The 6,282-nt window shown below is 61.3% G+C and carries 4 protein-coding genes; 1 reads left to right on the plus strand and 3 read right to left on the minus strand.

Features of this window, described 5'->3' with window-relative positions:
• Window positions 1-186 precede the first annotated feature (186 nt).
• The 3 genes from DOM56_RS19575 to DOM56_RS19585 form a co-directional block, all read right to left on the minus strand.
• Window positions 187-909: a metallophosphoesterase gene (locus tag DOM56_RS19575; protein WP_110603440.1), complete on the minus strand. Its 723-nt coding sequence runs from the start codon at window positions 907-909 to the stop codon at window positions 187-189.
• Window positions 909-1,355: a DUF1249 domain-containing protein gene (locus DOM56_RS19580; protein ID WP_110710616.1), complete on the minus strand. Its 447-nt coding sequence runs from the start codon at window positions 1,353-1,355 to the stop codon at window positions 909-911. Before DOM56_RS19580 ends, DOM56_RS19575 begins: the two co-directional genes overlap by 1 nt.
• An 87-nt stretch (window positions 1,356-1,442) precedes the next feature.
• On the minus strand, window positions 1,443-2,069 hold the full coding sequence (locus DOM56_RS19585; RefSeq protein ID WP_110710617.1) for an NUDIX domain-containing protein: 627 nt from the start codon (window positions 2,067-2,069) through the stop codon (window positions 1,443-1,445).
• Between the two features lie 501 nt (window positions 2,070-2,570).
• Here DOM56_RS19585 and DOM56_RS19590 point away from each other — a divergent pair.
• A partial coding sequence (locus tag DOM56_RS19590; protein ID WP_157958294.1) for an Ig-like domain-containing protein occupies window positions 2,571-6,282 on the plus strand: 3,712 nt, incomplete at its 3' end.

Raw genomic sequence — 6,282 nt, forward strand, 5'->3', positions numbered from 1 at the left:
GATGGGTCTGGCGTTGAGCGCTGACGATAGGAGCTGTCATGGTCGATGTCTCACGGTCGCCATCAACACGAAGATGGCAGGACGGAATAAGAATAGGGGCTTCCTGGGAGGCAAACCCTAGCGAGACATTGGTAATAACGTCAAAGAATCAAAGATGATCCAAAAAGCGTTTTTAGTTATAAACGATCAGAGCTCGACCCGCTCGACCCAGGTCGACAGTGTTTCGCCACGGAGCTCGAGCACCCGCAGGCCGGGGCGCGCGGCTTCATCGATCGTGAATTCGTGGCTCTTCGGCAGGAACTGATCCGATGTCGACGGGCAGCCATAGACGGCCACGACGTCCTGCCAGGCCGCGAATGCCTGGTGGATGTGGCCACAGATCATGGCCCTGACCTGAGGGTAGGGGGAAAGTGTCTGCCACAGGGCATCCCGGTCCTTCAGCCCGATCGCATCCATCCATACCGATCCGATATCCAGCGGCGGATGGTGCAGGGCAATCAGTGCCGGCCGGTCGTCGGCCTCGAGCTGCAGCGCGAGACGCTGCAGTTGCTCCTGGCCCAGTTCCCCACCGGGTTGGCCGCTGACCCGCGAGTTCAGCAGCAGAACCTGCCACTTGCCAAGGTCGAGTTGCTCGTGAAAAGGATGGCACTCTTCCATCAACTCCGGCTGATCGTGATTGCCGGGAATCCAGAACCACGGACAGCCCAGGGATGAAAACACCCGACAGGCATGACGATAGGCCGCTGAAGTTTCGTCCTGGGCCACGTCGCCGGTAACCAACAGCGCATCGGGCCCCAGTGCCCGGACGCGCTCGAGTACCGCCTCCAGTTGACGCAGCGGCAACCCTTTGCGCGAAGTTCCCTTAGGATCGGCCAGCAGATGGCAGTCGGTAATCTGGACCAGACGCATCAGGGCGTTTCCGGCACGTCAGCGGCGTGACCATGTGCCAGCCCGTGCTGCAACCATTCGCCCAGGAATCGGTTGATCTGCAGCTTCTCGTCCGGCTGATGCATCTGGGGGTTCGGGTAGCGGTAGCGCCCCTGGAAATGGCGCTGGCGCTGAAAATCGGTCACTTCCGCCATATCGGCGTCGTGATAGAGATGCACCGTCATCCGCGGAGAGTCGACGAAACTGTCGAGCACGCCGGTCTGGGACACCCGAGCGACCGTGGTGTAGGGCGCCTGTTCGAGTACCTCGAACCACAGCGTGCCAAAACGGGCATGCTCCCCCGAGAGCGGTACTTCCTTGATCTCACCGGGCTCCATATCCATGACCAGACGGCAGAGCCGCAGATAATTGCTGCTGCACTCGGCCTGGAGCGTCTTGAGATCCGTCACGTAAGCAGTCTTTCTCATGCAGTTCTCCTGGCGCCAGACGACCTGTGAAGGGCGCGAACGCGGACAGCTCTCCCTGTCCCAAATTCATCGCCACTGCCCTTCGCGCTAGGCCATGACTCTCAACGTGGCACGCTCGCGCGCCAGCCAGTGAAAGCCAATCAACGCCATGGCATTGTCCAATTGGCCTGCCATCAATCGGTCCCAGGCATCCAGGAACGACATGACATGAACCAGAATATCCTCGTGTTCGTCTTCCAAGCCATGCACACCACCGATGTTCTGGCTGTCGATCAAACCGCAAAACAGGGTGACCCTTTCGGTACACGCGCCGGGACTGGGGTAATAACGATGGAGTTCGATCAACTCGCGGACGTCGCAACCGGCCTCCTCCCGAGCCTCACGCCGGGCGACATCGGCTGGGGACTCCCCATGCTCGACCAGACCCGCCACCGGCTCCAGCTTCCACGGCGACGTGTCGTCATCCAGCGCGCCTGCACGAATCTGCTCGACCAGCACGACCTCGTCTCGAGTCGGGTCATAGAGTAGTACGCCCACCGCATCACGGCGAACGTGAACCTCTCGATCCAGAATCTCGCTCCATTCGCCATTGAATTTGCGGTGTCGCAAGCGGCGCTTCTCGAGATCGAAAAAGCCCGTGTAGAGCCTCTGATCCTCTATTCGCTCGACATCCTTGGTGTCGAAGCGGTTGAGCGGAACGATCTCGTGACCCATGGGGTGGCTCCTTGGAACTGAAGGCTCATTATTGCGGCAGCCGTCAGCGATTCCAACCGGCGTTGACAGATTCCCGCCACGGAAGGCCCACCAGATTCCGAAAGACATGCTCGTCTCCGAACCCCATGGTACTCGAAGTAAATTTTGACAAGGCCAAATAATTACTAGGCCGCAACATTATTCGCCTAAACATTTATATCTCACAAAATTAATTATGAGTCTAATGACTATTAAAGTTGAATTAAATCCTAACCAAGAGAACATAAAAATACTTAGGATACACAGTATAACTCTGACACTGCCAGTATGAAATTGCTGCAACCAATTGATTTAATTGAAAATAATTGAAGTTATCAAAAAATTACAATAAACAACATTTTTAACAGTTTGCAATACCCTAAGGTCTCTCCTATTCCTGTTTAAAAACCAAAAAAGTCGTTCCTATTGACTACAAAAGCTGACGCTTCCGTATTTACAAGTGATTCAGCAGGGAGAGCCCTCATGCCCATTTCAGCGAAAATCAGCGAGCTCAACGAAGACGTTGCTGCGGCGCCCGCCACCTCGGTTGGAGACAATGGAACGATTGCCCTCGACCAACCTAGGAAGGTGCTGCTGAGCCTCTCCCCGGACGACGTGCAGGAGCTCCAGCGTGACGGCAATGACCTCCTGGTTCGGACCACCGACGGGCAGGTCATCCGTATCGAAAATTTTTATGGCTCAGACCCGGCCACAACGAGCCAACTCTACCTGACCGGTGACGACCAGGAACTGATATGGGCAAATCTCGCTCCCTCCTCCGGGGACGGAATCGTCGCGGCGGATTACCTACCCCAAGGAGAATTCGGCGTATTCGAACCCGCGGCTGTTGCCAGTGAAGGCACCGATGGCGCCTTCATCACCCCGTTGGGTTGGGCCGCCATCGGAGGTGGTGCACTGGCAGCCGGTGCACTCGCGGCTGGTGGTGGCGGTGGCGGCGGAAGCGATGACGATGACGGCGTGGCACCTCCCGATAACGGAGGCGGAGAGACCGACAACACCCCCCCGGATGCGCCGACGATCGATCCCTCAAACGGTGAAACCATCAGCGGTGAGGCCGAGCCTGGCAGCACCATCATCATCACTGACGGTGACGGCAACCCGATCGGCGAGACCACCACCGATGACGAGGGCAACTGGACCTTCACGCCCGACCAGCCGTTGGCCAACGGTACGGACATCGAGGTCGTCGCCCAGGATGCCGCCGGCAATACCAGCGAGCCTGCGACCGGCACCATCGACGCTTTGGCACCGGACGCGCCGACGATCGATCCTTCCAACGGTGAAACCATCAGCGGTGAGGCCGAGCCCGGCAGCACCATCATCATCACCGACGGTGACGGCAATCCGATCGGCGAGACCACCACCGACGACGAGGGCAACTGGACCTTCACGCCCGACCAGCCGTTGGCCGACGGTACGGAAATCGAGGTCGTCGCCCAGGATGCCGCCGGCAATACCAGCGAGCCGGCGACCGGCACCATCGACGCCTCCGCACCGGATGCGCCGATAGTCGATCCGACCGATGGCACCACGCTGACCGGCACCGCCGAGCCCGGCAGCGCGATCACGTTGACAGACGGAGACGGTAACGCCATCGGTCAGACCACGACTGGCGACGACGGCAACTGGTCGTTCCAGCCGGACGCACCCTTGGCCGACGGCACCGAGGTCAACGCCACCGCGACCGACGCCGCGGGTAATGTCAGCGAACCGGGTAGCGCCATCGTCGACGGCGACCTGAACGACACCACGCCCCCGGCCACACCGACGATTGCCGGAGTCAACGACGACGTCGACCCCCAGACCGGATCCGTCGACCGGGAAGCCAGTACCAACGATACCACCCCGACCCTTAGTGGACGCGCCGAGGCGGGCAGCACCCTGACGCTTTACGCCAACGGCGAGGCGATCGGGACCACCACGGCCAACGGGCAAGGTGAATGGACATTCACCGCCGATGACCTCGACGATGGCGATTACACTTTCACCGCCACCGCCACGGATTCCGCCGGCAATGTGTCCGGCGTGAGTGATGGCTATGCGCTGACAGTCGACACTTCGGCACCAGGGTCACCGACCCTCGATCCCAGCGATGGCGGCATACTGATCGGCACCGCCGAACCCGGCAGCGCGATCACGTTGACTGACGGAGACGGTAACGCCATTGGTCAGACCACGACGGACGCTAACGGCAACTGGTCGTTCCGGCCGGATACTCCCTTGGCCGACGGCACCGAGGTCAACGCCACCGCGACCGACGCCGCGGGCAATGTCAGCGAACCCGGCACCCTCACCGTCGACGGCGACCTGAACGACACTACGCCCCCCGCCACGCCTACCATCACGATGGGCAATGACGATACCGCGCCGCAGACAGGCGATCTCGACAGCGGCGACAGCACCAACGACACGACACCGACCCTCTCGGGCCAAGCCGAAGCACGCAGCATCGTCACGATCTATTCCGGCGAGACCGAACTCGGCACGACCATTGCCAACGCCGCGGGAGAGTGGTCGTTCACGCCCGAGGCACTTGACGACGGCGACTACGACTTCACCGCTACCGCCACCGACAGCGCCGGCAATGTGTCGGACGCCAGTGACCCATTCACGCTGACCGTCGATACCCTGCCTCCCGCAGCTCCCGTGGTCAATCCGACCGATGGAGAAATCCTCACCGGGAGCGCCGAACCGGGCAGCAGCGTCACGCTCACGAATGATCAGGGCGACACCATCGCGACCATCGAAGCGGACCGCAACGGCAATTGGTCCTTTGCACCGGAAACCCCATTGGAAGACGGCAGCACCTTCACCGCCGTCGCCAGGGACGCTGCCGGCAATGCCAGCGAACCGGGAAATGCCACCGTCGACGCCGACCTGGAAGATAACCTGCCGCCCTCCGATCCAGTCATCATCACGTCGATCGACGCGACAGACCCGGTAACAGGAAACGTCGATAACGGCGGCACCACCAACGACCCCAACCCCACGCTTCAGGGCACCGCCGAAGCCACCAACATGGTGCAGGTGTGGGCGGATAACACCATGCTCGGAGAGACCCAGGCCGATAACTTCGGCAACTGGAGTTTCAGGATCAATGCTCGGCTGCTTGATGGTACGACGACGTTCCGCGCGCTCTCTACCGACCCCAAAGGCCTGGTTTCGGAACCCAGTAACACCTACGCGCTCAATATCGACACGACGCCGCCGGAGGAGCCGACAGCAACCGTCGTCGATGATGGCACGGCCGTCACCGGTAATGCCGAACCCGGCTCGACCGTTACCATCACCGATGCCGATGGCAACGAAATCGGCTCGATCACGGCCGATCCCGACGATGGTAGCTACCGCGTGCCGCTCGACCCCGCCCTGACCAATGGCGAAAGCGTCACGGCGACGGCCACCGATGCCGCCGGCAATGAAAGCGATCCAGCCAGCGCCACCGCGCCCGACCTAAATGCGCCAGACGCCCCGAGCGTCACAGTCGCCGAGGACGGTACTTCCGTGACCGGTACCGCCGAACCCGGCTCGACCGTTACCGTCACCGATGCCGACGGCAATGAAATCGGCTCGGTCACTGCCGATCCCGATGACGGCAGCTACAGCGTGCCACTCGATCCCGCCCTGACCAATGGCGAAGGCGTCACGGCGACGGCCACCGATGCTGCCGGCAACGAGAGCGATCCGACCAGCGCCACCGCGCCCGACCTGACCGCGCCAGATGCACCGACCGCCATGCTCGCCAACGATACCGGCCTTAACGACGGCGACGGCATCACCAGCGACGCCACCGTCAACGTCGGTGGGATCGAAGACGGTGCCACCTGGGAATACTCCATCGACGGTGGCGTTAGCTGGACCACCGGCACCGGCGACAGTTTCGAACTGCCGGAGGGCGATTACGACACTGGCGTGGTACAGGTTCGCCAGACCGATGCCGCCGGTAATACGAGCGGTGTTGGCAACCTGGGCCCGGTCACCGTCGATCTGAGTGCCGATGCCGCGCCGCTGGCCACTCTGACCAGCAACGATGACGATGGCCTGATCAACGCCGACGAAGCCGGCACGGCCAGCTACACGGTCAGCGGCTTGGATGACGATGTCACCGCCGTGGCGACCTTCACCGACGTCAATGGCGATACCGTCACTGCGACGATCGATGCCGACGGCGACT

The organism is Salinicola sp. CR57, assembly GCF_003206585.1.
GTDB lineage: Bacteria > Pseudomonadota > Gammaproteobacteria > Pseudomonadales > Halomonadaceae > Salinicola > Salinicola lusitanus.